General features: G+C 71.0%; 24 protein-coding genes and 1 riboswitch. Of the genes, 11 read left to right on the top strand and 13 right to left on the bottom strand.

The features are described from left to right. Positions 1–7 precede the first annotated feature (7 nt). The 4 genes from GTO19_RS02060 to GTO19_RS02045 are packed head-to-tail and all read left to right on the top strand — an operon-like array spanning position 8 to position 4,081. Positions 8–667: an exopolysaccharide biosynthesis protein gene (locus GTO19_RS02060; protein ID WP_291017907.1), complete on the top strand. Its 660-nt coding sequence runs from the start codon at positions 8–10 to the stop codon at positions 665–667. A gap of 50 nt (positions 668–717) precedes the next feature. Continuing rightward, positions 718–2,184: a UbiA family prenyltransferase gene (locus tag GTO19_RS02055; protein ID WP_291017904.1), complete on the top strand. Its 1,467-nt coding sequence runs from the start codon at positions 718–720 to the stop codon at positions 2,182–2,184. Continuing rightward, positions 2,181–2,543: a multidrug efflux SMR transporter gene (locus tag GTO19_RS02050; RefSeq protein WP_291017901.1), complete on the top strand. Its 363-nt coding sequence runs from the start codon at positions 2,181–2,183 to the stop codon at positions 2,541–2,543. The genes GTO19_RS02055 and GTO19_RS02050 overlap by 4 nt, the downstream gene beginning before the upstream one ends. Further along, positions 2,540–4,081 carry a glycosyltransferase family 39 protein gene (locus tag GTO19_RS02045; protein WP_291017898.1) on the top strand — a complete coding sequence of 514 codons (1,542 nt, stop codon included), beginning with the start codon at positions 2,540–2,542 and terminating at the stop codon, positions 4,079–4,081. Before GTO19_RS02050 ends, GTO19_RS02045 begins: the two co-directional genes overlap by 4 nt. 4 nt (positions 4,082–4,085) lie before the next feature. Here GTO19_RS02045 and GTO19_RS02040 read toward each other — a convergent pair whose 3' ends face one another. The 4 genes from GTO19_RS02040 to alr form a co-directional block, all read right to left on the bottom strand. After that, positions 4,086–4,718, bottom strand: coding sequence for a DJ-1/PfpI family protein (locus GTO19_RS02040; RefSeq protein WP_291017895.1), 633 nt, complete (start codon positions 4,716–4,718; stop codon positions 4,086–4,088). A gap of 92 nt (positions 4,719–4,810) precedes the next feature. Beyond that, positions 4,811–5,248, bottom strand: a complete 438-nt coding sequence (locus GTO19_RS02035) for a VOC family protein (protein ID WP_291017892.1) — start codon at positions 5,246–5,248, stop codon at positions 4,811–4,813. A 90-nt stretch (positions 5,249–5,338) separates the two neighbouring features. Further along, a complete protein-coding gene (locus GTO19_RS02030; RefSeq protein WP_291017889.1) occupies positions 5,339–6,160 on the bottom strand; it encodes a helix-turn-helix domain-containing protein in 822 nt (273 codons plus the stop codon). Between the two features lie 24 nt (positions 6,161–6,184). Then, positions 6,185–7,297 (bottom strand): alanine racemase, encoded by a 1,113-nt coding sequence (gene alr, locus GTO19_RS02025; protein WP_291017886.1) that lies wholly within the window; start codon positions 7,295–7,297, stop codon positions 6,185–6,187. A gap of 190 nt (positions 7,298–7,487) precedes the next feature. On the opposite strand from alr, the gene lplT reads away from it, so the two are divergent. Next, positions 7,488–8,759: a lysophospholipid transporter LplT gene (gene lplT, locus GTO19_RS02020; protein WP_291017883.1), complete on the top strand. Its 1,272-nt coding sequence runs from the start codon at positions 7,488–7,490 to the stop codon at positions 8,757–8,759. Between the two features lie 188 nt (positions 8,760–8,947). Here the strand turns inward: lplT and GTO19_RS02015 are convergent, their stop codons facing one another. Next, positions 8,948–10,210, bottom strand: a complete 1,263-nt coding sequence (locus GTO19_RS02015) for a hypothetical protein (RefSeq protein ID WP_291017881.1) — start codon at positions 10,208–10,210, stop codon at positions 8,948–8,950. Positions 10,211–10,371: 161 nt separating this feature from the next. On the opposite strand from GTO19_RS02015, the gene GTO19_RS02010 reads away from it, so the two are divergent. After that, positions 10,372–10,857 (top strand): glutathione peroxidase, encoded by a 486-nt coding sequence (locus tag GTO19_RS02010; protein ID WP_291017879.1) that lies wholly within the window; start codon positions 10,372–10,374, stop codon positions 10,855–10,857. Positions 10,858–10,863: 6 nt separating this feature from the next. Here GTO19_RS02010 and GTO19_RS02005 read toward each other — a convergent pair whose 3' ends face one another. The 7 genes from GTO19_RS02005 to GTO19_RS01975 all read right to left on the bottom strand — a co-directional run bounded on the left by GTO19_RS02005 (position 10,864) and on the right by GTO19_RS01975 (position 16,610). Continuing rightward, positions 10,864–11,604 carry an LrgB family protein gene (locus tag GTO19_RS02005; protein ID WP_291017877.1) on the bottom strand — a complete coding sequence of 247 codons (741 nt, stop codon included), beginning with the start codon at positions 11,602–11,604 and terminating at the stop codon, positions 10,864–10,866. Then, entirely contained in the window at positions 11,601–11,963 is a 363-nt protein-coding gene (locus tag GTO19_RS02000) for a CidA/LrgA family protein (RefSeq protein ID WP_291017875.1), read from the bottom strand. The genes GTO19_RS02005 and GTO19_RS02000 overlap by 4 nt, the downstream gene beginning before the upstream one ends. A 6-nt stretch (positions 11,964–11,969) precedes the next feature. After that, positions 11,970–13,202, bottom strand: a complete 1,233-nt coding sequence (gene glcF / locus GTO19_RS01995; RefSeq protein ID WP_291017873.1) for a glycolate oxidase subunit GlcF — start codon at positions 13,200–13,202, stop codon at positions 11,970–11,972. Between the two features lies 1 nt (position 13,203). Beyond that, positions 13,204–14,358: a glycolate oxidase subunit GlcE gene (glcE, locus tag GTO19_RS01990; protein ID WP_291017872.1), complete on the bottom strand. Its 1,155-nt coding sequence runs from the start codon at positions 14,356–14,358 to the stop codon at positions 13,204–13,206. Between the two features lie 82 nt (positions 14,359–14,440). Continuing rightward, positions 14,441–14,683 carry a hypothetical protein gene (locus GTO19_RS01985; protein ID WP_291017869.1) on the bottom strand — a complete coding sequence of 81 codons (243 nt, stop codon included), beginning with the start codon at positions 14,681–14,683 and terminating at the stop codon, positions 14,441–14,443. 157 nt (positions 14,684–14,840) lie between these two features. Then, a complete protein-coding gene (locus tag GTO19_RS01980) occupies positions 14,841–16,235 on the bottom strand; it encodes an ammonium transporter (RefSeq protein ID WP_291017867.1) in 1,395 nt (464 codons plus the stop codon). Positions 16,236–16,271: 36 nt separating this feature from the next. Further along, positions 16,272–16,610: a P-II family nitrogen regulator gene (locus tag GTO19_RS01975; RefSeq protein ID WP_035621567.1), complete on the bottom strand. Its 339-nt coding sequence runs from the start codon at positions 16,608–16,610 to the stop codon at positions 16,272–16,274. Positions 16,611–16,887: 277 nt separating this feature from the next. Here GTO19_RS01975 and GTO19_RS01970 point away from each other — a divergent pair, with 277 nt between their 5' ends. Together GTO19_RS01970 and GTO19_RS01965 are read left to right on the top strand one after the other, a co-directional pair. Beyond that, on the top strand, positions 16,888–18,414 hold the full coding sequence (locus tag GTO19_RS01970; protein WP_291017860.1) for a YifB family Mg chelatase-like AAA ATPase: 1,527 nt from the start codon (positions 16,888–16,890) through the stop codon (positions 18,412–18,414). Positions 18,415–18,465: 51 nt separating this feature from the next. Next, positions 18,466–18,990, top strand: a complete 525-nt coding sequence (locus GTO19_RS01965) for a cupin domain-containing protein (RefSeq protein ID WP_291017857.1) — start codon at positions 18,466–18,468, stop codon at positions 18,988–18,990. A gap of 58 nt (positions 18,991–19,048) precedes the next feature. Here the strand turns inward: GTO19_RS01965 and metH are convergent, their stop codons facing one another. Then, positions 19,049–21,787 carry a methionine synthase gene (gene metH, locus GTO19_RS01960; protein ID WP_291017855.1) on the bottom strand — a complete coding sequence of 913 codons (2,739 nt, stop codon included), beginning with the start codon at positions 21,785–21,787 and terminating at the stop codon, positions 19,049–19,051. Positions 21,788–21,819: 32 nt separating this feature from the next. Beyond that, positions 21,820–21,912, bottom strand: a riboswitch (S-adenosyl-L-homocysteine riboswitch). A gap of 61 nt (positions 21,913–21,973) precedes the next feature. Between metH and GTO19_RS01955 the strand changes: the two genes are divergently transcribed. The 3 genes from GTO19_RS01955 to GTO19_RS01945 all read left to right on the top strand — a co-directional run bounded on the left by GTO19_RS01955 (position 21,974) and on the right by GTO19_RS01945 (position 25,238). Beyond that, on the top strand, positions 21,974–23,569 hold the full coding sequence (locus tag GTO19_RS01955; protein ID WP_291017853.1) for a sigma 54-interacting transcriptional regulator: 1,596 nt from the start codon (positions 21,974–21,976) through the stop codon (positions 23,567–23,569). Positions 23,570–23,754: 185 nt separating this feature from the next. Then, the gene (locus GTO19_RS01950; protein WP_291017850.1) at positions 23,755–24,642 is read left to right on the top strand and encodes a sulfurtransferase; all 888 of its coding nucleotides are present in this window, start codon (positions 23,755–23,757) and stop codon (positions 24,640–24,642) included. A gap of 38 nt (positions 24,643–24,680) precedes the next feature. Then, positions 24,681–25,238, top strand: coding sequence for an OsmC family protein (locus tag GTO19_RS01945; RefSeq protein WP_291017847.1), 558 nt, complete (start codon positions 24,681–24,683; stop codon positions 25,236–25,238).

The following is a 25,238-nucleotide window of genomic DNA, read 5'->3' as shown; positions in this document are numbered from 1 at the left end:
GCGCCCCATGGACCACAGCCTTGCACGCCGCCTGCGCCGCGCCGCCATCCGCCAGGAGCGGCTGTGGCGCTCGCACGGTCTGGGCGGCTCGCACGACCCCGACGTGCACGCGCCGCTGCGCCTGACGCTGGCCGAGTTGATGAACCTGCACGGCGAAGCCTCGTTGCCGGTGCTGGTGATGGTGCTCTCGCTGTTCACGCTCATCCCCGTGGGCGGCGCCGGCTGGTTCGTGAGCTTTTTCATCGCAGGCCTGGGCTGGTACTGGGCGCGCGGCCACGAGCGCGTGGCGCTGCCCGGCACGCTGGGCGGCTTCACCTTGAACGAACGCTGGTCGCGCCGCAGCCTGCACGGTCTGGCCTGGCTCTACGCCCTGGCCGACCGCTGGCTGAGTCCGCGCTGGCAGGTCTGGCGCCACGAAGGCACGCGCGGCTGGTGGGGCCTGTGGATTGCGGTGATGGCCTTCATCATCTTCCTGCCCCTGCCCTTCGGCAATGTGCTGCCCAGCGCCAGCCTGGTGCTGCTGGGCCTGGGCTGGCTGTTCCGCGACGGCCTGGCGCTGGCCGTGTCCACCGTGACCGGCGCCGCCGCCATCGCCTATACCCTGGCGTTCGGCCAGCTCGCGATCGACCTGGTGCAGCGCGGCTGGGCCTGGTTGTTCTCCACCTGATGCTGTCACGGGCGACCCCTAGAATCGCCCGAGACCCGCAGCTCAGGCAAATGAACAACCCGCCCCTGGACGACTGTCCGCTCTACGTGGACCTCGACGGCTCGCTCACGCCGAGCGATACGCTGCACGAGTCCGTGGTGCTGTTCGCGCGCCGCCACCCGATGAACCTGCTGCGCATGGTGGTCTGGCTGCCGCGCGGCAAGGCCGGCTTCAAGCGCGCGCTGGCCGATGCCGTGCTGCCCGAGCCCGAGCAACTGCCCTGGCGCACCGACTTCATCGATTTCCTGCGCCATGAACACGCGCGTGGCCGCACCCTGGTGCTGGCCACGGCGGCCGACGTGCGCATCGCTCGCCGCGTGGCCGATCACCTGGGCGTGTTCAGCGACGTATTGGCCACCGGGGACGGCGGCCCCAACCTGAGCCGCGCCAACAAGCGCGAGGCCATTGCTGCGCACGCGCGCCTGCTCGGCCACGAGCGCTGGGCCTACGCCGGCAACAGCGCCGACGACCTGCACGTGTGGGCCGGCAGCGCGCAGGCCGTTGCGGTGAACACGCCCGCCGGCGTGCTGCGGCGCCTGCAGTCCACCCATGCGCCCGCGCAGGTGTTCGAGCACCGCCCGCTCACGCTCAAGACCGTGCTGCGCGCCATCCGGCTCAAGCAGTGGTCCAAGAACGGCCTGTTGTTCGTGCCGCTGCTGGCCGCGCATGCCACGTCACCCGCGCTGTGGTTCACCCTGTTCATGGCCTTCGTCGCCTTCGGCCTGTGCGCCTCGGCCACCTACCTCGTCAACGACCTGCTGGACCTGCCCAACGACCGCGCCCACCGCCTCAAGCGTTTCCGCCCCCTGGCCGCAGGCACCATGGGCATCGCATCCGCCGTGGCCATCGGCGCGGTCATGATCCTCGCCGCCTTCGCACTGGCTCTCTGGGTGGGCGGCGCCTTCACCGCCGCGCTGCTGGTCTACACCGCGCTCACGCTGGGCTATTCGCTGCGCTGGAAGCGCATCCCGCTGATCGACGTGCTGCTGCTGGCCACCCTTTACACCCTGCGCATCGGCGCCGGCGCCCTGGCCGCGCACGTGGACCTGTCCAACTGGCTGCTGGCCATCTCCATCTTCCTGTTCCTGAGCCTGGCGCTGGTCAAGCGCTGCGCCGAGCTGGAAGAGGCCGTGGAGGCGCACCACGCGCCCGCGCCTGGTCGCGGCTACCACCCGCGCGACCTGGCCACCCTGCGCACCATGGGCATGACCAGCGGGTTCATGTCGGTGCTGGTGCTCACGCTCTACATCGATTCGCCCAACAGCCGCGCGCTCTATGGCCAGCCCGACTGGCTGTGGGCCGCCGCGCCCGTGCTGCTGCTGTGGGTGATGCGCATCTGGTTCAAGACCGGGCGGCGCGAACTCTACGGCGAGGACCCGCTGGCCTTCGCGCTGAAGGACCCCTTCAGTTGGGCCACGCTGCTCATCATGGGCGGCATCGGCGTGGCCGCCACCATCGGCTGGCAACCCCACCTATGAAAACCCTCGCCCTGCTGCTCGCGCTGGTCTGTGTGCTCATGTCCTCGGCGGCCCAGCTCGCCATGAAGCGTGGCCTGGGCCCCGGCGGCGCCGACGTGGCCGGCACCTACGCGCAGGCCTTCACCAGTCCCATGGTCTGGCTGGGCCTGATGCTCTACGGCGCCAGCGCGGTGCTGTGGCTGTGGGTGCTGTCGCGGCTGGACGTGTCCCTGGCCTACCCGCTGGTGAGCCTGGGCTTCGTCGTCACCATGCTGCTGGGCGTGCTGTGGCTGGGCGAGCCGTTCTCGTGGCTGCGCGTGGCGGGCTGCACTTTGATCGTGGTCGGCGTGAGCCTGCTGGCCCTGGATGCGCGCGTGTGAAAGCCGACAACAACTCCCTCGCGGCCGCGCGCCGCGTCTTCTGGTGGGCCTTTGGGCTCACGCTGCTGCTCAAGCTGTTCCTGGCCGCGGTGTTTCCCTTCACCGGCGACGAGGCCTTCTTCTACCAGTGGGGCGCGCGCCCGGCCTGGCACTACTCCGACCACCCGCCTCTGGTGGGCTGGCTGATCGCGGGTCTGCGGGCCATCGGCGGTGACACACCCCTGGTGCTGCGCAGCGTCACGCTGCTGGTGACCAGCGCCATCGCCCTGCTGGTGGTGGACCTGCTGCGCCGCCTGCTGCCCGAGGAGCGCGAGGCCCAGGCCTGGCTCGCCGGCGCGGTCTACCTGGCCCTTCCCTGGAGCTGGCTGTTCGTGCTGGTGACGACCGACACGCTGCTGATCCTGTTCATGGCGCTGTCGTTCTGGGCCTATGTGCGTGCGGACACGGCCGAGCGCGCCACGGGCTGGTACCTGCTGAGCGGCGCGCTGCTCGGCGCGGCCTTCTTCAGCAAGTACTTTGCGGCGCTGCTGGGCTTCGCCTACGCGGCCCACGCCTGGGGCTGGCGGCGCGAGCGCTGGTGGGCGCCTTTGCTGGTCTTCGTGGCCGCGCTGCCCGCCATCGCGGCCAACCTCATCCTGAACGCCACGCACGGCTGGAGCCACGTGATGTTCAACGTCTTCAACCGCAACGAGGCATCGGCGTGGTCCCTGGAGACCTTCCTCACCTACCTCGGCATGGCGCTGTACCTGGTCACGCCCTGGTGGCTGTGGCGCGCCGCGCGCTCGCGCGCGCCCGAGGGCGTGAGCGCCACCACGCGCACCACGCTCGCGGTGCTGTGGGTCTTCCCCTTCGTGGTGTTCGCCCTGCTGGCCACGCGCCGCACCATCGGCCTGCACTGGGTGCTGGGCTTCGTGCCGGTGTTCGTGGTGTGGGCCGGCCTGCGCTGCGACGTTCGCCCGCTGCGCCGGCTGTTGGGCTACACGGTCGCGCTGTCGCTGCCGCACCTGTTGGTGGTGCTGGCGCTGGTGCTGAGCCCGGTGTCGTGGTGGGCCACCACCAAATGGGCCGACCGCATCGTGTTCCTGCGCGACAACCCGGCCGTGGTGGCCGCGCTGCGCCAGGGCCTGCCCGCCAACGGCACGATCATGGCCCACGCCTACAACCCGGCGGCGATGCTGGCCTTCCGCCACGGCCAGTACGTGCCGGTGTTCGGTCAGGGCCGCCACCACGCACGACAAGACGACCAGATCGTCGATTTCCGCCGCTACGACGGCCAGCCGATCCGCGTGTTCCAGTACGACGAGCCGGACCTCTCGGCGTACGCCCCCTACTTCCAGCGCGTGAGCAAGCAGGTCTTCGTGGTGGATGGCGCGCAGTTCTGGTTCGTGGATGGCGAGGGCTTCCGCTTCGCGCCCTACCGCGAGAACGTGCTCGCCGCCGTGGCGCGCGACTTCCACGACATCCCGCGCTGGCTGCCGCTGTGGGGCAACCCGTTCTGCGAACGCTACGGGTTCAAGGACTGCTCGCCGGGGCGGTGAGCCCTCAGGGGTGCAGCGCCGCCGCGCCGGACACGGGTTCGCCGAGAAACGGCGCGATGTTGGCCATCGCGCGTTCCACGTACGGGTCCTTCTCGCCCACCGGCGCCACATAGTGCAGGGCAGCGCGCGCCGCCTCCTCGCCCACCAGGCGCGCGATCAGCCAGGCCGCCAGGTACTGCGAAGCCAGGCAGCCACCCGCCGTGGCCACGTTGCCGTGGGCCACGAAAGGCTGCTCCAGCACGCGCACACCCGCTTCCTCGACCCAGGGTTTGGTCGTGAGGTCGGTGCAGGCCGGCACATCGCCCAACAAGCCGAGCTTGGCGAGCACCAGGGTGCCTGAGCACTGCGCCCCGAGCAGTTGTCGCGCGGGATCCAGCCGCAACTGCGCCATCAGGGCCGCATCGGCCACCACCTCGCGGGTCTTGATGCCGCTGCCGACGATCACCGCGTCGGCGGCGCTGGCATCGCGCAGGTCGGCTTGGGCCTCCATCACCACGCCGTTCATGGAGCGCACGCGCGGCGCGGGGCAGGCGATGGAAACGCGCCAGTCGGACCGCTTGATGCGGTTGAGGATGCCGAGCGCGACCAGGGAGTCGAGCTCGTTGAAGCCGTCGAAGGTGAGGATGGCGATGTGCATGGCTGCGGGTCCGTGGGGAAGGCGGACATGCTACGGCGCCAGTGCTCGCGCCAAGGGGCCGATGGCGGCGCCGCGCCCGGGGCCATCCGCGCTCAGTCGAACAGCGCGGTGTAGCGCCGCTGCATTTCCTCTGGCGAGACGTTCTCGATCGAGTGGCCGATGAGCCAGCGGTGGCCGAAGGGACAGCGCACCACGCCGCTGCGCTCGCCGTAGAAGGCGTCGCTGGCCTCGCGCTCCAGCGTGGCGCCGGCGGCCACGGCCTGGGCGAGCATCGCGTCGGCGTCGTCCACGTGCAGGTGCAAGGTGACCGGCGTGGCACCCAGGCTGCGCGCGCTGCGGATGCCGACCTCGGGGAACTCATCGCACAGCATCACGGTGTGCGGACCGAAGGCGAGTTCGGCGTGGCCGATGCGGCCGGAGGGTTCGACCAGGCGGAATTTCTCGTTGGCGCCGAAGGCCTGGCCATAGAAGCGAATGGCGGCGTCGGTGTCGTGCACGCAGAGGTAGGCATAGGTTTCATCGATTCGCATGGCGGCTCCTGGTTGAGGCGGCGAAGCCCGCACTGTGCCGCTCGACGCGCCCTGCGTATAGAAGAAATTGTTCGCGCCGTGAGCGCCCGCTCAGTGGCGGCGCGGCGGCACCAGCGGCAGGTGGTTGGGCTCGTCGGGCGCGAGCGCGCGAAAGCGCCCGGGCGTGAGGCCGGCCATGGCGCGGAACTCGCGGATGAAGTGCGACTGGTCGCTGTAGCCCAGGATGGCCGCCAGGTCGGCGGGCGCGGGGCCGTCGCTCGCGGCGAGCGCCCTCACCGCCGCCTGGAAGCGGCGCACACGCAGCCAGGCCTTGGGGTTGAGGCCGGCGGCTTGGCGGAACTGCAGTTCGAAACGGCGGTGGCTCAGGCCACTGGCGCGCACGGCCGCCCCCACCGAGGGCGATTGCCGCAGCAGCCGCGCGAGCGCGCCGGCCTGCCCCACCACGGGTGGTCGTCGCGCCAGCAGCCAGGCCTCGAACAGGGCGAGCCGCGCGTCCACGGTCGCCGCCTCCATCAGCCGCTCGCGCAGGCGCGGCGCCTCGGGGCCCAGCAGGGCCTCCAACGGCACGTGGCGGCCAGTGACAGCATCCGCGTCCAGGCCGAACAGCCACTGCGCGGCGCCCGGCAGCAGCGTGGCACCCACGCTGGCCGAGCGGGCGTGCAGGCGCTTGAGGTAGGGCGCGGTGCGCGCGCCCGCGAGCACTGCGTTCGCCAGCGGTTCACCCTGCGCGTCGTCGCATGAACGCAGCAGTTGCACCGGCGATTCGTCGAGCCGCAGCACCAGGTGCATGAAGCCGCTGGGCAGCAGGCGCTCGATGCGCGCCTGCGACTCGCCCGCCGGTTCGGCGGCGCAACTCCAGACCTCGCGCACGAAGGGGCGCAGCAGCGGGTGGGGTGCGCGGCGCCGGTTCATGCGAGCCTCAAACGGCGATGACCTTCATTCGCCGACCTCGAAGCGCACGCGCGGCGCCACCGCGCACAGCGGTTCGTAGGCGATGGTGCCGGCCGCGTGCGCGACCTCGTCCACCGGCAACAACGCGCCGTTGCCGGCACGGCCCCACAGCACCGCCTCGCTGCCGATGCCGGCCTTGGGCACCGTCGTGAGGTCCACGGTGATCATGTCCATGCTGACGCGGCCCAGGGTGCGCGTGCGCACGCCGTCCACCAGCACCGGCGTGCCACTGGGTGCGTGGCGCGGGTAACCATCGGCGTAGCCGCAGGCGATGACGCCGATGCGCATCGGCCCGTTCGCGGTGAACGTGGAGCCGTAGCCCACGGTGTCGCCGGCCTGCAGTTGCTGCACGCCGATCACGCGGGTGGACAGCGTCATGGTGGGCAACAGGCCCCAGTGCGCGGCACTGTGCTCGGGGAAATCGGGCGCGCTCCCGTAGAGCGCGATGCCCTCGCGCACCCAGTCGGCCGCGAGCGAACCCGCGCCGCGCAGGGCCCCGCGCGCGTGGCGCAGGATGGCCGCGCTGTTGGCCAGCGTGCGCTCGCCGGGCAGGTCGTCGGTGGCCTGCTCGAACAGCGCCACCTGGTGCGCGATACCGCGCGGCCCGTCGGCGTCGCTGAAGTGCGTGATGTGGCCGATCTCTTCCACCTGCGGCAGCGCGTTGAGCCGCGCCCACGCCGCGCGGTAGGCCGCGGGCGTGAAGCCCAGGCGGTTCATGCCGCTGTTGAGCTTGAGGAAGACCTTGTGCGGCTGCTGCGTCTTGTGCGCGGCGAGCCAGTCGATCTGTTCGGTGCAGTGCACCGTGTGCCAGAGGTTCAGGCGCGAACACAGCTCGAGATCGCGCGCCTCGAAAGCGCCTTCCAGCAGCAGGATGGGGCCGCGCCAGTCGAGCGCACGCAGGCGCTCGGCCTCGTCGAAGTCGAGCAGCGCGAAACCGTCGGCGCCGCGCAGGCCCTCGTACACGCGCTCGATGCCGTGGCCGTAGGCATTGGCCTTGACGACGGCCCACACGCGGGCGTCGGGCGCGCGTTCACGCGCGACGCCGAGGTTGTGGCGCAGGGCGCCGATGTGCACGGTGGCCAGGATGGGGCGGGGCATGGCGTGAGAATTGTCAAGCGGCGCTGGACGGACCGAGCAACGGGGGTGGCGTACCGGTGGCGCTGCCGCACGCGCGTGCTATAACCCGCGCCACCTCACTGGAGACAAGCCCCGAACTGTCGCACAAACGAGTGAGGCATCCGTCCGTGGGGCGCTTCATCCTGGCAGCCAAGCACACCGATTCATCGCCATGAAGCGCGGCTTCTACACCATCATGACGGCGCAGTTCTTCAGCTCGCTGGCTGACAACGCGCTGTTCGTCGCCGCCATCGAGCTGCTGCGCCACCGCAACGCGCACGAATGGCAGAGCGCGGCGCTGGTGCCCATGTTCGCGCTGTTCTACGTGCTGCTGGCGCCCTTCGTGGGCGCCTTCGCCGACGCGCGGCCCAAGGGCCAGGTCATGTTCATCAGCAACGCCATCAAGGTGGTGGGCTGCCTGCTCATGCTGGTGGGCGTGCACCCACTGCTGGCCTACACCCTGGTGGGCCTTGGCGCGGCGGCGTACTCGCCGGCCAAGTACGGCATCCTCACCGAGCTGCTGCCGCCATCGCAACTGGTCAAGGCCAACGGCTGGATCGAGGGCCTCACCATCGCCTCCATCATCCTGGGCGTGCTGCTGGGTGGCCAGCTCGTGGGGCCGACGATGTCGGCCTGGCTGGTGGAGCTGCACATCCCCGGCATCCACCATGGCCCCGCCGCCGCCATCGCCATGCTGGTGGTGCTGTATGTGCTGGCCGCCGCTTTCAACCTGCGCATCCCGCTCACCGGCGTGACGCCGCGCCCCATGCCGCGCAACCCGCTGGTGCTGCTGCCCGATTTCTGGACCTGCAACATGCGCCTCTGGCGCGACCACCTGGGCCAGATCTCGCTGTCCACCACCACGCTGTTCTGGGGCGTGAGCGGCAACCTGCGCTACATCGTGCTGGCCTGGGCCGCGGTGGCGCTGGGTTACAGCACCTCCAAGGCCTCGGCGCTGGTGGGCGTGGTGGCGCTGGGCACGGCCGTGGGGGCGGTGGTGGCCTCCATGCGCATGCGGCTCGACCAGGCCACCAGGGTCATTCCCCTGGGCATCGGCATGGGCCTGCTGGTGGTGCTGATGAACTTCATCGACAACGTCTGGGTGGCCGCGCCCTTCCTGGTGCTGCTGGGCGGCCTGGGCGGCTTCCTGGTGGTGCCGATGAACGCGCTGCTGCAGCACCGGGGCCACAACCTCATGGGCGCGGGCCGCTCCATCGCCGTGCAGAACTTCAACGAGCAGGCCTGCATCCTGGGCCTGGGCGCGCTCTACACGGCCTCCACCGGCGCGGGGCTCTCCGCCTTCGCGGCCATCACGGCTTTCGGCCTGCTGGTGGCCGGCACCATGGCGCTCATCGGCTGGTGGCACAAGCGCAACCAGCGCGTGCACGGGCACGAGATCGAGCGCTTGCTCGAGATCGCGCGCCGCGACGACCTTCATGGTTGACACCCCCGCCGCGCTGCGCGCGACCCCCTGAAGGGGGCTGAGAGCCGCGGCTCCAAGCCTGCCTGCGCAGGCTTGGACGGCCCGAAGAAGCCTCGCCTCTGGCGAGGCTGCGGCCTGCAAGGCGCGCCTGCGGCCCGGCAAAGCCGGTTCCGCGGCGCCCCCGGCTGGGCCACCTCACGCGACGCGCGTCAAAAGCTGCCCACGTTCGTAGGCGCGAAGCCGTTGAGGCTCACCAGGCGGTGCTGCGCCAGCACCTTGTACAGGTCGGCCTCGCTCACCGAGCGCGAGAGGTAGGCGTCGGCGCCGGCCAGGCCGGCCTTCATGCGTTCCATGCTGCCCGCGCTGGGCGCAAACAGGATCACCGTGGCCGCGCCCTTGGGCCCCTTGGCTTGCTTGGCCCAGCGGCACACCTGAAAAGCGTCGGGCTCACCGCTCAGGCGGTCGATGACGACCAGCCGGTACGGGTGCGCCTTGAGCATGGCCTGCACCTGCGCGGGTTCGCGGCACCAGTCCATCGACAACTCGTACTTTCGGAAGCGTTTGAGCAGGATGCGACCCTCCACCAGGCTCTGCCCCACCAGCAGCGCGTCGCCGCGCGGCACCTCGGGCACGGCGGCGTCACCCTGTCGCAGCCGCGAGGCCAGGCGGGAATTGCGCGCGCGCGGCGCGGGCGGCGCGACGTTGAGCAGGTCCTCGAGGTCGGCGAAGTCGGTGGCGCCGCGCAGCGGAATGCTGACGGTGCCGGTGCGCGCCTTGCCGGCCTCGGGCGGACTGCCCGGGGCCATGCGAGGCGTCGCTGGCGCCGGCGTGTAGGCGGTTGCGGCAGGCAGCTGTCGTGCGGCTGCCGGCATGGGCGCCGTGGACGGCGGCGACGAAGCATCCGCCTCGACGGCCATGCCCGCCGCGCGCGCGATCATCGCCAGCGCTTCCTCGCGCGTCATCGGCCGCGTGGGCGGAAACTCGGTCTCGGGCGAGCGGCGCCGCGCACGGGCGGAGGGAGGCAGGGGCGCGATGGGTTGCGGCTTGCCGCTGGCCAGGCGCATGCTGGCCTGCAGGCCGTGCAGTTGCGAGGCCTTGAAGGCTTCGGTGTCCGCGAGACCTGGCGCAAGCGGTGCCGCCGTGGCCGCCGCCGCGCGCGCCGTGCGCAGACCCACGAGGGCGTCCAGCGACCCCAGCAGCGAGACCAGGCGCACCGGCTTGCGCTCCACCGGCCAGCCGGTGCCGGCGTCGTGCGCACCGATCAGCAGCACCCGCCCGGGCAAGGTGGCGTCGCGCACCAGGGCCACGGCCTGCGCGTTGTCGGCGTTGACGAGCAGCAACTGCGCGTCGAGTACCTCCTCCTGCACCCGATAGGCCGGTGGCCGCCGCGCGGCGAGCCGGAAGAACGATTCGAAGGTGGCGCTCTCGTGCTGGGCGAACCCCACAAGCGCCACGGTGTAGGCAGCCTCCATTACCCGCTCCACGCCCCGCGACACGTTTTGAAACCCTTTGGGGGCCGGCGCAGTATGGCGCGCCGCCGGGTTTTTGGGTGAGGCGCGCACCGCCGTTCATGCCGCCATGTGAAGATTCTGTCGCGCGCCAGACACTGCGCGCCCACTTCAGGAGCCCCCTCATGTCCAGCGTCTACGACTTCGAAGCCCAGACCATCAACGGCCAGCCCGCGCCCCTGAGCCGGTACAAGGGCCAGGTGCTGCTCATCGTCAACACCGCCAGCGCCTGCGGCTTCACGCCCCAGTTCGCGGGGCTGGAAGAGCTGCACAAGACCTATGGCCCGCGAGGCCTGGCGGTGCTGGGCTTCCCCTGCAACCAGTTCGGTTCGCAGGACCCGGGCAGCAACGAGGAGATCGCCGGCTTCTGCCAGCTCAACTACGGCGTGAGCTTTCCCATGATGGCCAAGATCGACGTCAACGGCGCCGAGGCGCACCCGCTGTACCGCTGGCTCACCGCCGAGGCGCCGGGCCTGCTGGGCAGCAAGGCCATCAAGTGGAACTTCACCAAGTTCCTGGTCGGCAAGGACGGCAAGGTGCTCAAGCGCTACGCCCCCCAGGACGCACCGGCCAAGCTGGCGGGGGACATCGAGGCGGCGCTGGCGGCTTGAATCGCGCTACAGATAACGCAGCAACGCTCCCGCCAGGGACGGCAGCACGAGCGCGTTGAGCAGCGCGCTCAGCCCCATCGCCAGTCCCGCGAACGCCCCGGCCTCCTCACTCTCCTGAAACGCCCGCGCGGTGCCGATGCCGTGCGCGATCGTTCCCAGCGCGAAGCCGCGAACGGCCGGCTCACGGATGCGAAGCGCATCGAAGAGGAAGCGCCCACCCACCGCGCCGAGCACGCCAGTGGCCATGACGAGCACGGCGGTGAGCGAGGGCAGGCCGCCGATTTTTTCGCTGATGCCCATGGCCACCGGCATGGTGACCGACTTGGGTGCGAGCGAGGCCATGGTGGCGGGTGAGGCGCCGAGCAGCCAGGCCACCACGATGGCGGTGGCGGCGGCCGCCAGGGCACCGGCCACCAGCGCGGCAATCAGCGGCAAGGCCAGGCGGCGCAGGCGGTGCAACTGCTCGAACAGCGGCACCGCCAGCGCCACGGTGACGGGGCCGAGCAGGAAGTGCACGAACTGCGCGCCTTCGAAGTAGGTGGCGTAGGGCGTGCCGGTGGCCCACAGCAGCGTGGCCAGCACCAGCACGGTGGGCGGCACCGGGTTGGCCAGCGGGTGAAAGCCGCTGCGCCGGTACAGCACGAAGGCCGCGTGGTAGACGATGAGCGTGAGCGTGAGGCCCAGCAGCGGCGTGGCCGCGAGGTAGACCCAGATGTCGATGAGGCGGCGCGGCGTTTCCACGTTCATCGCGCCGCTCCGTTGCGACGTGGCTGCCGACGCATCAACCAGACCATGGTCCAGGCCGACACCGCCAGGCCCACGAGCGTACTCACCACCAGCGCCACGCCGATGGCCAGGGCCTCGTCGCCCAGACGCTGCAGGTGCTGCATGACCCCCACGCCGGCCGGCACGAACAGCAGCGAGAGGTGCTGCAGAAGCCCCTGCGCGGTGGGCTTGATGGCGTCCAGCCAGGCCGGACGCAGCGCCAGCGTGGCCAGCAGCAGGGCCAGGCCCACCACCGGCCCGGGCACCGGCGCGGCGGTGGCGAGCACGGTCACCTCACCCAGCAGCTGGAACACGAGCAGGGTGGCCAGCGCGGGGATCATGCGGGCTCAGGCGCGCAGCGCGTCGTCCAGCAGCTCGACCCAGTGCCGCACGGGCGTGCCGGTGCCGCTCTGCAGGTGCGTGATGCAGCCGATGTTGGCGCTGGCAATCACGGCGGGCTTGAGTTCGCCCAGGTGGCCGAGCTTGCGGTCGCGCAGTTCGTAGGCGATCTCCGGCTCGAGCACCGAGTAGGTGCCGGCCGAGCCGCAGCACAGGTGCGCCTCGTTGCGCGCGAGCTGCACGGTGAAGCCGAGCTCGCCCAGGCCTCGCTCCACGCCACCGCGCAGCTGCTGGCCGTGCTGCTGCGTGCAGGGCGGGTGGTAGGCCACCACCCGCTGCGCATCGGGCACGCGCGCGAGCTGGGGCTTGAGCGCGGGCACCAGTTCGGGCAGCAGCTCGGACAGGTCGCGCGTGAGCGCGGCGATGCGCGCGGCCTTGTCGGCGTAGGCGGGGTCGTCGCGCAGCGCGTGGCCGTAGTCCTTGACCATCACGCCGCAGCCCGAGGCGTTCATGACGATGGCCTCGGCGCCCTGCTCCACGAAAGGCCACCAGGCGTCGATGTTGGCGCGCATCTGCGCCAGGCCGCCGCCGTGGTCGTTGAGGTGGAACTTCACTGCGCCGCAGCATCCGGCCTCGGGCGCCACGATCGTCTGGATGCCGGCCGCGTCGAGCACGCGCGCGGTGGCGGCATTGATGTTGGGCGCCATGGCCGGCTGCACGCAGCCCGCGAGCATGAGCACCTGGCGTGGGTGCGAACGCGTGGGCCAGGCGCCGGCCGCCTGCGGTGCGGGCACCTTGGCCTTGAGGGCCGCCGGCAACAGGCCGCGCACCGCCTGGCCCAGCTTCATCGCGGGCCCGAACAGGGGCGAGGTCAGGCCTTCCTTGAGCAGCCAGCGCACGGCGCGCTCGCCCGCGGGGCGCGGCACCTTCTGTTCGACGACGGCGCGGCCGATGTCCACCAGGTGCCCGTACTGCACGCCGCTGGGGCAGGTGCTCTCGCAGTTGCGGCAGGTGAGGCAGCGGTCCAGGTGCAGCTGCGTCTTGCGCGTGGGCGTGGCGCCTTCGAGCACCTGCTTGATGAGGTAGATGCGCCCGCGCGGGCCGTCGAGCTCGTCGCCCAGCAGCTGGTAGGTGGGGCAGGTGGCGGTGCAGAAGCCGCAGTGCACGCACTTGCGCAGGATGGCCTCGGCCTCGCGGCCGTGCGCGGTGCCCTGGAACTCGGGGGCGAGCTGGGTCTGCATGTCAGAACAGGTCGGGGGCCTGGAAGATGCCGTGCGGGTCGAAGGCTTCGCGCAGGCGGCGCATCACGGCACGCAGCGCGGGGCTGGGCGCGTCCGCGCGAGGCACGCCGCCATCGCCCGAGAGCGGGGCGCGGAACAGTTGCGCGTGGCCACCCGCGACTCGCGCGGCGGTGCGGATCGCCTCGGCCGCCGCCACGGGCGCCCACAGCCAGCGCTGGGCGCCCTGCCATTCGATGAGCTGCGGCCACTCGCCCAGCAGCGGCGCGGCGGTCTGTGGCACGGACACGCGCCACAGACCGTGATCCGGCGAGGGCGCGTCGGTGAAGAAGGGCAGGTGATGGTCGCGGCAGGCGGCCCAGTCCGAGCTGGCCTGGGTGTTGTCCAGCCGCGCGCCCGGCGCCTCGGCCAGCAGGCGCTCGCACGCGGCCTCCACCGCCGCGACGGCGCCGCGCAGGCGCAGGCACAGGCGATCGCCCGCGCCGGCCTCCTGGAGCCAGCGCGAGGCGTTGATCGGCAGCGGCTGCCCGCCCCAGCGGTGCAGGCGCTCCAGCGCGTTGAACTGGTCGACTTCGAACACCAGCGTGGCCTCGGCCGGCGCCACGGGCAGCACCTTCAGGCTGAGCTCGGTGATGAGGCCCAGGGCGCCCCAACTGCCCGCGAGCGCGCGGCTCACGTCGTAGCCGGCCACGTTTTTCATCACCTGGCCGCCGAAAGTGAGCAGTTCGCCCCGGCCATTGATGAGGCGCGCGCCGAGCACGTAGTCCCGCGCGCCGCCCACACTGGCGCGCGCGGGCCCGGCCAGGCCCGAGGCCACGGCCCCACCCACCGTGCCGCCCGCACCGAAGCGCGGAGGCTCGAACGGCAGACACTGGCCGTGTTCTTCCAGGGCGGCCTCCAGCTCCGCCAGCGGTGTGCCGGCGCGCACGGTGACCACGAGCTCGCTGGGCTCGTGGTTAAGGATGCCGCTGTGGGTGCGCAGATCGAGCGCCTCCCCCGCCACGGGCGCGTGCACGAAGGCCTTGGTGCCGCCGCCCACCAGGCGCAGTGGCGTGCGCGCGGCCACGGCGTCGCGCACCCGGTCGATGAGTTCCTGGGGGTGGTCGCTGGCGGGAACGAAGGCCGCCTCTGCGGACGGCGCGGCGTGGGACACGGGCATGGCGGCGATGGTAGCGGCCACTCACCGCGCGGGCCTTGAATTTTTTGCACGCGCGGCTGCAACGCCGCCGGCGCCCCGCGGGTCAGCGCGAGGCGAACCCGAGGCAGGCGCCAGCGTTGGGCCGGCCCTTGCACTCGCGTTTGAGGCGCCGCTCGCGTGCGGCCGGGCTCTCTTCGGAGGGCGCCTTGTGAAAGGTGACCTTGCCCGGCGCGCGCCGCGCCGGTGGATCGTCGGCCTTGGCCGCGATGGCCTGAGCACCCGCGAGCAGCAGCGCCGTCACCGCCACCGCCACCGCCACACCACCCCGCCACTTCATCCAGCCCATGCGCACGTCCCTTGTTTGATCCGGGCGGCGATGCTAGGGCCTGCTTGCGCCCCCTGCTCCCCGGGGTACGGACGAAAAAAAGCCCGAGGACCTGTCGGGCCTCGGGCCAGAGCCGGAAAGCACCCCGTCCTCGGACGGGACGCCCCCCTGGAGTCAATCAGCGGTGGTAGGCGGTCTCGCCGTGCGAGGTGATGTCCAGGCCTTCGCGTTCGGCCTCTTCGCTCACACGCAGGCCCATGACCATGTCGACGATCTTGTAGCAGATGAAGGCCACGACGGCGGACCAGACGATCGTGATGAGCACGCCTTCGGCCTGGATCACCAGCTGGCTGCCGATGGAGAAATCGTCGCCCTTGATGCCGCCCAGCGTACCGGCGGAGAACACGCCGGTCAGCAAGGCACCGACGATGCCGCCCACGCCGTGCACGCCGAACACGTCCAGCGAGTCGTCCGCGCCCAGCATCTTCTTGAGGCCGTTGACGCCCCACAGGCAGAGGAAGCCGGCGACCAGGCCGATCACGATGGCGCCCATGGGACCCACCGTGCCGCAGGCCGGGGTGATGGCCACGAGACCGGCGACGGCGCCCGAGGCGGCACCCAGCATGGAGGCCTTGCCTTTGGACAGGGCTTCACCGATGCACCAGGCCAGCACGGCGGCGGCGGTGGCGAACAGGGTGTTGATGAAGGCCAGGCCCGCACCGCCCGTGGCTTCCAGGTTGGAGCCGGCGTTGAAACCGAACCAGCCCACCCACAGCAGCGAGGCGCCCACCATGGTCAGCGTCAGGCTGTGCGGCGTCAGCGCTTCCTTGCCGTAGCCGATGCGCTTGCCCAGCACGTAGGCACCCACCAGGCCGGCCACACCGGCGTTGATGTGGACCACGGTACCGCCGGCGAAGTCCAGCGCGCCCTTGTCGAACAGGTAACCGCCCGCGCCCCAGACCATGTGGGCGATCGGCAGGTAGCTGAAGGTGAACCACAGGGCCGAGAACAGCAGCACGGAGCCGAACTTGATGCGCTCGGCGAAGGAGCCCACGATCAGCGCGCAGGTGATGCCGGCGAAGGTGCACTGGAAGGCGATGAAGATGAACTCGGGGATCATCACGCCCGGGGTGAAGGTGGCGGCCAGCGAATCGGCCGTCACGCCCATCAGGAACAGCTTGTCGAGGTTGCCGATGATGAGGCCCTCGCCGCCGAACGCCAGGCTGTAGCCGTAGACGGCCCAGAGCACGGCGATGAGCGAGAACACCACCATCACCTGCATCAGCACCGACAGCACGTTCTTGCTGCGCACCAGGCCGCCGTAGAACAGCGCCAGACCGGGCACGACCATCAGCAGCACCAGAATGGTGGACAGCATCATCCAGGCGACGTCGCCTTTGTCCACGGTTTCTTTGGGCGCCTCTTCGGCAGCGGCCGGCGCAGCGGCGGCGGGTGCTTCAGCCGCGGGCGCGGTGGCGGCCGGGGGAGCCTCGGTGGTCGTCTGTGCGATGGCTGCGCCACCGCCGATCGCCAGGCCGAGGCCCAGCAACAGGGAAGCCAGGAATTTCTTCATTTGGATTGCTCGGTTGGGGTTCAGGGGATGGCCAGGTCAGATCGCCTCGTTGCCGGTCTCGCCGGTGCGGATGCGGACCACTTGCTCGAGGGGCGAGACGAAGATCTTCCCGTCGCCGATCTTTCCGGTGCGGGCCGCACCTTCGATCGCCTCGATGACGCGCTCGACCAGCTCGTCCGCAACGGCCGCTTCGATCTTGACCTTGGGCAGGAAGTCGACCACGTACTCCGCACCGCGGTAGAGCTCGGTGTGCCCCTTCTGCCGCCCGAAGCCCTTGACTTCGGTGACGGTGATGCCTTGCACGCCCACGCCGGACAGTGCCTCGCGCACTTCGTCCAGCTTGAACGGCTTGATGACGGCTGAAACCATTTTCACGACGATCCCCTCCAGGGTTGGTTGATCCGGTCTCAGCCTTAGCAGCTTGTGTGCCAACCGGGCGCGCGGTTCGGGCGCCGAAGGGCACCACGATGAGGCCAACCGGGCCGGTCGGCACCTCGGTTGGGCCGGGAGGCACCAAGTCGGTGCCGTTTGCGCCACTTCGGGGCCACGTGGGAGGCCGACACCCCCACCCGTGTCGTCCGCGGCGCCCCCGCAGAATCGCCGGCCCCATGGCCGCCGCCGGCGGTCGCGCACCGAATCAGGGAGAAACCGCATGGCCTTGGCACATGTGCACAGCCGCGCGCTGCAGGGCCTGGCCGCCCGGCCCGTGAGTGTGGAGGTCCACCTGGCCAACGGCCTGCCCAGCTTCACGCTGGTGGGCCTGGCCGACACCGAAGTGAAGGAAGCGCGCGAGCGCGTGCGCGCCGCCATCGCCAACAGCGGGCTGGAGTTCCCGAGCAGCCAGCGCATCACCGTGAACCTGGCGCCGGCCGACCTGCCCAAGGACTCGGGCCGCTTCGACTTGCCCATCGCGCTGGGCATCCTGGCGGCCAGCGGGCAGATCGACGCCGAGCCGCTGGCGCACTGGGTGTTTGCCGGCGAGCTGTCCCTGGGCGGCGAGTTGCGTCCGGTGCGCGGCGCGCTGGCCATGGCGCTGGCCCTGGGGCGAGAGGGCGGCGCCCGTGCGCTGGTGCTGCCGCCGGGCAGCGCCGAAGAGGCCGCCCAGGTGCCGGACGCCCACGTGGTGCGCGCGCGGCACCTGATCGACGTGGTGGCCCGCCTGCGCCGCGAGCAGCCGGCCACGCAGGACGACGGGGGCTGGACGCGGCTGGAGCCACGCGTGGCCGTGGCGCGCGACGACGGCCCTGACCTCGCCGATGTGAAGGGCCAGGCGGGCGCGCGGCGCGCGCTGGAAATCGCGGCCGCCGGCGAGCACAGCCTGCTGCTGGTGGGCCCGCCGGGCGCGGGCAAGTCCATGCTCGCGCAGCGCCTGGGCGGGCTGCTGCCGCCCATGGCCAACGACGAGGCCCTGCAGGCCGCGGCCGTGGCCTCGCTGGCGGGGCGCTTCGAGCCCTCACGCTGGGGCCAACGGCCGTTCTGCGCGCCGCACCACAGCGCCTCGGCCGTGGCGCTGGTGGGCGGCGGCTCGCCACCGCGGCCGGGCGAGATCTCGCTCGCGCACCAGGGTGTGCTGTTTCTCGACGAACTGCCGGAGTTTCCGCGGCACGCGCTCGAAGCGCTGCGCGAGCCACTTGAAACAGGACAGATCCGCGTCTCGCGCGCGGCCCAGCAGACCGAGTTCCCCGCGCGCTTCCAGCTGGTGGCCGCCATGAACCCCTGCCCCTGCGGCTACCGGGGCCACCCGGTGCGCGCCTGCCGCTGCACGCCCGATCAGGTGGCGCGCTACCAGGGTCGGCTCAGCGGGCCGCTGCTCGACCGCATCGACCTGCAGGTGGAAGTGCCCGCGCTGCCCAGCGACGAGTTGCTGCAAGGGCCACGCGGTGAGCGCAGCGCCGAGGTGCGCGAGCGCGTGGTGGCGGCGCGCGAACGCGCCTTGCGGCGCCAGGGTCTGCCCAACCGGGCTTTGTCGGGTGGTTCGCTCGACGAACACGCGCGCGCCGAACCGGCGGCGCTGAAGTTCCTGCACGCCGCCGCCGTGCGCCTGGCCTGGAGCGGACGGGGCACGCACCGCGCGCTGCGCGTGGCGCGAACCATCGCCGACCTGGCCGGGCGCGAACGCGTGGATGCGGCCGACGTGGCGGAGGCGGTGCAGTACCGGCGGGTGCTGGGCGTGGGCTGAGAATGCCGCTGTGGTCGACCCCCGGCCTGAACACGACACGCACACCCACCGATGATCCCCTCCAAGCCCCTCCCCGAGGGCCGCGCCGCCGACCTGGTGCGCTGGCTCGGCCTGCAAGCGCATCCCGAAGGCGGCTGGTACCGCGAGACGTTCCGCTCGCCGCATCCGGTGCAGCCCGGTGACGGCCGCCCGCCGCGCAGCGCCTTGACGACGATCGACTTCCTCCTGGTGCGCGGCCAGTTCAGCGCCTGGCACCGCGTCGGCAGCGACGAGGTCTGGCACCTGGTGGAGGGCGGGCCGCTTCGCCTGTGGCTGATGCCGCCCTCGCTGGACGCCCTGCACGGGCTCACGCTGGGCGTCGCCGCAGCGAACCAGGCGCCCCGCCACACCGTGCCGGCGGGCTGGTGGCAGGCGGCCGAACCCCTGGACGCGGACTTCGCCTTGTGCGGCGCGACGGTCGGCCCCGGCTTCGATTTCGCGGACTTCGGCTTCCTGCGCGACGACGCGCCCGCCCTGGCCGCGTTGGGCCAGCTGCGGCCCGAGCTGATGCGCCTGGCATTGCCGAGACCTGCGTGAACCTGGCCGCCCACGGCGGCGCTCACGTGCGGGCGCCCGCGTCGCCCTCAGACCTGGATCAGAGGTTCGGCGCCAGCCAGCGCTGCAGTTCCTCACGCGCCACGCGGCTGCGCCCGGCCAGGTCGTCGAGCTGGTCCTCGCCGATCTTGCCGACGTTGAAGTAGGTGCTCTGCGGGTGGCTCAGGTAGAAGCCGCTCACGCTGGCCGCCGGTGACATGGCCAGGCTTTCCGTCAGACCCATGCCGATCTCCTCGGCCTGCAGCAGATCGAACAGGCCGCGTTTGACGGTGTGGTCCGGGCAGGCCGGGTAGCCCGGTGCGGGGCGGATGCCCTGGTACTTTTCCTTGATGAGGTCCTCGTTGCTCAGCGCCTCGTCGGCCGCGTAGCCCCAGAGGTCGGTGCGCACGCGGTGGTGCATCTGCTCGGCCAGGGCTTCGGCCAGGCGGTCGGCCAGGGCCTTGAACATGATGGCCGAGTAGTCGTCGAGGTCGTCGAGGAACTGCTTCTCCTTCTTCTCGACACCCAGGCCCGCCGTCACCGCGAACAGGCCCACGTAGTCCTTCGCCACGCCCCGCGGCGCCACGAAGTCGGCCAGGCAGCGGCTGGGGCGCATCACGCCGTCGATCTCCTGCTTCTCGGTCTGCTGGCGCAGGCCGTGCCACACCAGCACCGGGCGCTCGCGAGACTCGTCGGCGTAGAGCGCGATGTCGTCTTCGTTCACGCAGTTGGCCGGGTACAGGCCGATCACCGCATTGGCCGTGAGCCAGCGCCCGTCGATGATGCGCTGGAGCATGCGCTTGCCGTCGCTGAACACGCGGCGCGCTTCCTCGCCCACCACCTCGTCTTTGAGGATCTCGGGGAAGGGACCGGCCAGGTCCCAGGTCTGGAAGAAGGGGCCCCAGTCGATGAATTTCGCCAGTTCGGCCAGGTCCACGTTCCTGAACACGCGCCGGCCAATGAACTTGGGCGCGGGCGGCGTGTACCCGGCCCATTCGATGGGCGTGCGGTTGGCGCGCGCCTTCGCCAGCGGCCACAGCGGCACCTGCTTCTTGTTGGCGTGCTGGTGGCGCACGCGCTCGTAGTCGGCGTTCACCTCGGCGATGTAGGCCGCGGCCTGCTCCGACAGCAGGCCCTGAGCCACGCTCACGCTGCGCGAGGCGTCGGGCACGTAGACCACGGGGCCTTCGTAGTGCGGCGCGATCTTCACCGCCGTGTGCACGCGGCTGGTGGTGGCGCCACCGATCAGCAGCGGGATCTTGCGCACGCGGAAGTGCTCGTCCTTCTGCATCTCGCTGGCCACGTACTGCATCTCTTCCAGGCTGGGCGTGATCAGGCCCGACAGGCCCACGATGTCCGCGCCCTCGACCTTGGCGCGCGCCAGGATCTCGTGGCACGGGACCATCACGCCCATGTTCACCACCTCGTAGTTGTTGCACTGGAGCACGACGGTGACGATGTTCTTGCCGATGTCGTGCACGTCGCCCTTGACGGTGGCGATGACGATCTTGCCCTTGCTGCGCACGTCGCCCCCAGCGGCCTCCAGGCGCTTCTTCTCTTCCTCGATGTAGGGCAGCAGGTGGGCCACGGCCTGCTTCATCACGCGCGCGCTCTTCACCACCTGCGGCAGGAACATCTTGCCCGCGCCGAACAGGTCGCCCACGATGTTCATGCCGTCCATGAGCGGGCCTTCGATCACGTTGAGCGGGCGCCCGCCCTGGGCCTCGATCTCGCGCCACACCTCTTCCGTGTCGGCCACGATGTGGTCGGTGATGCCGCGCACCAGGGCGTGCGACAGGCGTTCGCGCACCGGCAGCTCGCGCCAGGCGTTTTTCTGCGAATCGTCCTTGGCGGCGCCCTTGGCGCTCTCGGCGATGTCGAGCAGGCGCTCGGCCGCATCGGGGCGGCGGTTCAGCACCACGTCCTCCACACGCTCGCGCAGCGTGGGATCGAGCTCGTCGTACACGCCCAGCATGCCGGCGTTGACGATGCCCATGTCCATGCCGGCCTGGATGGCGTGGTACAGGAACGCGGTGTGCATGGCCTCGCGCACCGGGTCGTTGCCGCGGAAGCTGAAGCTCACGTTGGACACGCCGCCCGAGACCTTGGCGCCCGGCAGGTGCTGCTTGATCCAGCGCGTGGCCTCGATGAAATCCACCGCGTAGTTGTTGTGCTCCTCGATGCCGGTGGCGATGGCGAAGATGTTGGGGTCGAAGATGATGTCCTCGGGCGGAAAGCCCACCTCGTCGACCAGGATGCGGTAGGCGCGCTCGCAGATCTCGACCTTGCGCTCGTAGGTATCGGCCTGGCCCTTTTCGTCGAAGGCCATCACCACGGTGGCGGCGCCGTAGCGCTTGATGAGCGTGGCCTGGCGCTTGAACTCCTCCACGCCTTCCTTCATCGAGATCGAGTTCACCACGCCCTTGCCCTGCAGGCAGCGCAGGCCGGCTTCGATCACGCTCCACTTGGAGCTGTCCACCATCACCGGCACGCGCGCGATGTCGGGCTCGCCGGCCATGAGGTTGAGGAAGCGCACCATGGCGGCCTCGCTGTCGAGCATGGCCTCGTCCATGTTCACGTCGACGATCTGCGCGCCGTTCTCCACCTGCTGGCGCGCCACGGCCAGCGCGTCCTCGAAGCGGCCTTCGAGGATCATGCGCGCGAAGGCCTTGGAGCCGGTGACGTTGGTGCGCTCGCCGACGTTGACGAACAGGCTGCCTTCGCCAATGGCGAGCGGCTCCAGGCCCGACAGCAGCATGGGGCGGACGGCGGGGGACGTGGGGGAGGTCTCGGAGGTCATGGGGCTCACCAGGCTTGATTGCGAAAACACCGTGCTGGCGAGCGTCGTTGGGGCCGGTCGAGCCCGCTCAAGCCTGACGGCCCCGGTCCCGTGGGGGACTGGCCGCTGCAACGCTCCTTGAGAGGCGGCGATTTTAGCGGGGCCCCCTGGCGCTTCACTGGTGCGATGCTTGCTTGCCCCCACGCCATGCCCGCCGACGCGAACAAGCTCACGCCAGACACCCCCACCGACTGGCGCGCCCAGGAGCTGCTGCTGATGCGCCAGGTGATGGCCCTCGTGGGCCGCAGCCTGGCGCCGGCCGAGGTGTTCCGCGAGATGCTGCACCTCATGAGCGAGTTGCTGGGCCTCAACCGGGGCCGCCTGGTGCTGGTGGACGACGGGGTCGGCGCAGACGGCCAGCGCCTGGCCTCGATCCGCCACGCCTACGGGCTGACAAAAGCCGAGACCGCACGCGGCCGCTACCGCTGGGGCGAGGGCATCACCGGCCGCGTGCTGGCCAGCGGCCTGCCCGCCATCGTGCAGGACGTGGACGCCGAGCCCCTGTTCCTGTTCCGCGCCGTGCGCCGCGCGCAACTGCCGCCACAGACCGTGGCCTTCATCGCCCTGCCCGTGGCGGTGCGCGGCGCCACCGTGGGCGTGCTGGCCTGCCACCGCATCCGCAGCCGCCAGCGCCACCTCAACGACGACCTGGCGCTGCTGCGCCTGCTGGCCACACTGACCGGCCAGCTGCTGGAGCTGGAGCAACTGGTGGCCGAGCAGACGCGCCAGCTGCAGGCGCGCAACGCGGCCCTGGAGCGCGCCCTGGACAGCGCCAGCGCGCGCTACGGGCTCATCGGCCGCTCGAACGCCCTGCTGCAGGCCCTGGCGGAACTGGAACGCGTCTCGCAGTCGCAGGCCACGGTGCTGTTGCTGGGCGAATCGGGCTCGGGCAAGGAGCTGTTCGCGCGCGCCGTGCACCTGGCCAGCCCGCGGCACGACCAGCCCTTCATCAAGGTCAACTGCGCGGCCATCCCCGAGACGCTGCTCGAGTCCGAGCTGTTCGGCCACGAGCGCGGCGCCTTCACCGGCGCGGCCGGCGCGCGCGCGGGCTGGTTCGAGCAGGCGCACGGCGGCACCCTCTTCCTCGACGAGATCGGCGAGCTGCCGCTGTCGATGCAGAGCAAGCTGCTGCGCGCGCTGCAGGAGGGCACGCTGGTGCGCCTGGGCGGCACGCGCGAGCAGCGCGTGGACGTGCGCCTGGTGGCCGCCACCCACCGCGACCTCGCGCGCGACGTGCAGGCCGGCCGCTTCCGTCAGGACCTGTACTACCGGCTCAACGTGGTGCCGATCCGCCTGCCCAGCCTGCGCGAGCGGCGCGAGGACGTGCGCGCCATCGCCCTGCACTTCCTCAGCCGCGCGAACCAGGCGCACCAGCGCAACGTGCACCTGAGCGCCGACGCGCTGGCCGCGCTGCAAGCGCACGACTGGCCCGGCAACATCCGCGAGCTGGGCAACCTGATCGAGCGCGTGGTGCTGCTGGCCGAGGGCGCCCTGGTGGACGCGGCTGCGCTGCGCCGCTTCATGCCCGAGCGCGAGCGCGCGGCCCTAGCAAGCCCGACGGCGCCGCCGCCGGGCGACGCCGCCCCGCTGGTGCGCGACTACCAGAGCGCGCAATCGCACAGCGCGCAGACCTTGCGCGAGGCCCTGGAGCGCCACCAGGGCAACCAGACCCGCGCGGCCCAGAGCCTGGGGCTCACGCTGCGCCAGTTCAGCTACCGGCTGCGCAAGGCGCAACTGCGTTGAACGGGCTTGCACTGTGTCGACAAAGTGTCGACACAGTGGCGGTGGCGGGCCTCGGCGTTCAGGCCCCCGTTGAACAGCAAGCTGTTGATCTGATTCGATATTCCTTCGCCTCAAGGCCCTGGCACGCCCGTTGCAAAAAGCAGGTCCGGTACATCCCGCCGGCCCTTCCACTTCGCGAGGTCTCCATGAGCATCGACGCCACCCTGATCGCCCCCCAGCAACTGCAAGCCCTGCAAGCCAGCGAACCCGTGGTCCTCATCGACACACGGGACCCCGAGGCCTATGCGGCCGGCCACATCCCCGGCGCGGTGAACCTGCGCGAGGTCTTCACCTACCTGGCCACGTCCACCCCCGAAGGCCTGGAGGCGCTCAAGGACACCTTCGCCAGCGCGCTCGGCGCGGTCGGCCTCTCAGGCAGGGAAACCGCCGTGTTCTACGAAGACGCCATGAACAGCGGCTACGGCCAGTCCTGCCGCGGCTACTACCTGCTCACCTGGCTGGGCTACCCGAAGATCAAGGTGCTCAACGGCGGCTTCAGCGCCTGGAAGGCCGCCGGTCTGCCCGTGTCCACCGAGGCCACCACGCCCTCGCCCGCCACCTTCCCCGAACTGCCCATGGCCGACGTGATGCTCACGCAGGCCGACGTGGAAAAGGCCCTGGGCACCGACACCGTGCTGCTGGACGTGCGCGACGTGGACGAGTGGATCGGCGAGAGCTCCAGCCCCTACGGCAAGGACTTCGCGCCGCGCAAGGGGCGCCTGCCCGGGGCGAAATGGGTGGAGTGGTACCGCTTCATGAAGCCCTCGCCCCAGGGCCCGGTGTTCAAGACGCCCGACGAGGTGAAGGCCGAACTGGCCACCGTGGGCGTGGGCACCGACGACCGCATCTACCTCTACTGCTTCAAGGGCGCGCGCGCCTCCAACACCTTCCTCGCGCTCAAGCAGGCCGGCTTCGGCGACGTGCGCATGTACTTCGGCTCCTGGAACGAGTGGTCGCGCGACCCCGCGCTGCCCATCGAGACCGGCCTGCCGATCAAGGCCGCCGCCGCCGCGCCGCTGGCGATGGCCGCCTGAGCCCTTCCGCTTTTTCAACCCTGTCCCCGGAGACACCCATGTCCATGACCGACACCGCCGAGCCCACCACCGTCAAGGCCTACCTGCGCCCCATCGACGCCGCCGGCCTCGCCGCCTTCGCCGCCAAGGGCAAGGCCAACCCCGGCTCGCGCGGCACCAACAAGGTCCACACCGTGATGGAGGGCCAGTACCGCTCGCTCAGCACCGTGGGCCAGCACGCGCCGGTGGTGGTGGACGAGCCCCTGCACCTGTTCGGCCAGGACACCGCCCCCGCGCCGGGCGAGATCGTGCTCTCGGGCCTGGGCGGCTGCATCGCCGTGGGCGTGACGGCCGTGGCCACCTGGAAAGGCGTGAAGCTCAGCAAGCTGGAGGTCTTCCTCGAAGGCGACATCGGCAACCCCGCGGCCTGGGGCGCGGGCGGCGCGCTGGAGAAGACGCCGCCCGAGATGGGCTTCCAGGCCATCCGCGTGAAGGTGCTGGTGGAAGGCGACGCGCCACGCGAGGTGCTCGACGAGATCGTGCAGCACGCCAATCACTACTCGCCGGTGGCCAACAGCATGCGCAACCCGATCCCCTTCGAGATCTCGATGGCCTGA

The organism is Hydrogenophaga sp., from assembly GCF_011772445.1.
In the GTDB taxonomy this organism is placed as follows: Bacteria; Pseudomonadota; Gammaproteobacteria; order Burkholderiales; family Burkholderiaceae_C; genus Hydrogenophaga.
This window is presented reverse-complemented; position numbering and strand designations above follow the sequence as displayed.